The sequence below is a fragment of the Ketobacter sp. GenoA1 genome, from assembly GCF_003671475.1.
GTDB lineage: Bacteria > Pseudomonadota > Gammaproteobacteria > Pseudomonadales > Ketobacteraceae > Ketobacter.
In genome coordinates, this window is the sequence record NZ_RCHM01000035.1 from 1 (window position 1) to 1,332 (window position 1,332).

The 1,332-nt window shown below is 48.9% G+C and carries 1 protein-coding gene; it reads right to left on the minus strand.

The window, feature by feature from the left end; genetic code table 11:
• Positions 1-173: 173 nt before the first annotated feature.
• The gene (locus tag D9N13_RS14050; RefSeq protein ID WP_114324239.1) at positions 174-1,223 is read right to left on the minus strand and encodes a DNA-binding protein; all 1,050 of its coding nucleotides are present in this window, start codon (positions 1,221-1,223) and stop codon (positions 174-176) included.
• Positions 1,224-1,332: the final 109 nt, after the last annotated feature.

Below are 1,332 nucleotides of genomic sequence, written 5' to 3' on the forward strand. Positions count from 1 at the left end.
GAGGGTCGGCAACGATTACTTCATTAAACAGCCAGATGGTCGTTTATTGGTCAGAATCAGATCCTGCGGTTTCAGTCCTCTTGAGTCCTTGCAAGTGTAGGTTTTCGTACAAAAGCGCTAACCTGCCATTTTCCTTGTGGAAGAACCTCCAAATTTGACAAGTTTGACCATAATTATAGCGAACCTTGGAGCTGTTTAAATTGCCCCTGGATCACCGCCTTTTCCTGAAGAATTGCTTTGTTCTCGTCGGTCAGATACGTCACTTTATCCTGTGTGGTTTTCAATTCGGTTTTGGTGGCCTCCAAAGCCTGTGATAACACGGCCACTTCCTTATCGACTTCTGCTTTCTGAACAGTGAGAGCAGATATTTTTTCTGCCAATTGCTCATTTTTATGCTGGTTTTTCCGGTTCTTCGTCATGGCGTCTTCAAGGTCGCGTTTCAGCTTCTGGATATCATCTACCTTTCCGTTTAGGTCCCTGTTTAGCGTTGCATTGGCCTGTTCAAGTTTATCGGCATTGTTTTCTAACTGCGCATTGGCATCCAACAGCTCGGACGATCTTGACTCGGCCTGGGTGAGCCGGTGTTGCAGATCCAGGATCTGGTCTTTCAATCCCTGGTTAACCGAACGAAATTGTTCGCGCTCCTGTTGACGATCTTCGGCTGTTCGCTGCTGGTAATGCTCGAAATGGTCACGGATATCCCGGTTTTCCTGCTTGAGTTCCGTGACGGTTTCTTTCAAATCGGCGGTCCGGGCAATAGCCTCGTCCCGTTGCATCTCTGCCTTGGTCAGGTTGATGCGTGTATCTTCCAGAGCCTGAGTTTTCTGGTCTACTTCGTTGGTAAGTTGCCCGATCTGGATTTCTAAATCTTTCTGGCGGGCAGTGAGCTGCGTAATCGCGTTGCTGGCGTCGTCGAGCTTTTTCCGGAGATCTTCATTCAGCCCTTTGAACTCCTGTCGGGCCTGCTCGATGCGGTGGTCGGCCATCTGCTGCACTCGTTCGTGGAGAGATTTCACGACCTCCACCAAGTCGCTCGGGAGTCCATTGGTATCGGCCGCGTCCCCGTTATCGGAACGCCAGCGCTTGAGTAGTGGCGCGATCGTGCTTTTGCTGCCGGTGCCCAAATGTTCTCGAACCCGATCCACCGTTGGCTCCTGGCCTTGAGCTTTGATGGCTTCGGCGGCTTTGGCGACATCGTGATATGTGACTCCGGCGCGGGCCATAGGAATTTCCTTTCAGATTATTTAATACCGTATTACGTAACACGTAATATAACATAATTATATAGCTTTTAAAGACGATTTGAATTTATAATATTAACCTACGATAATG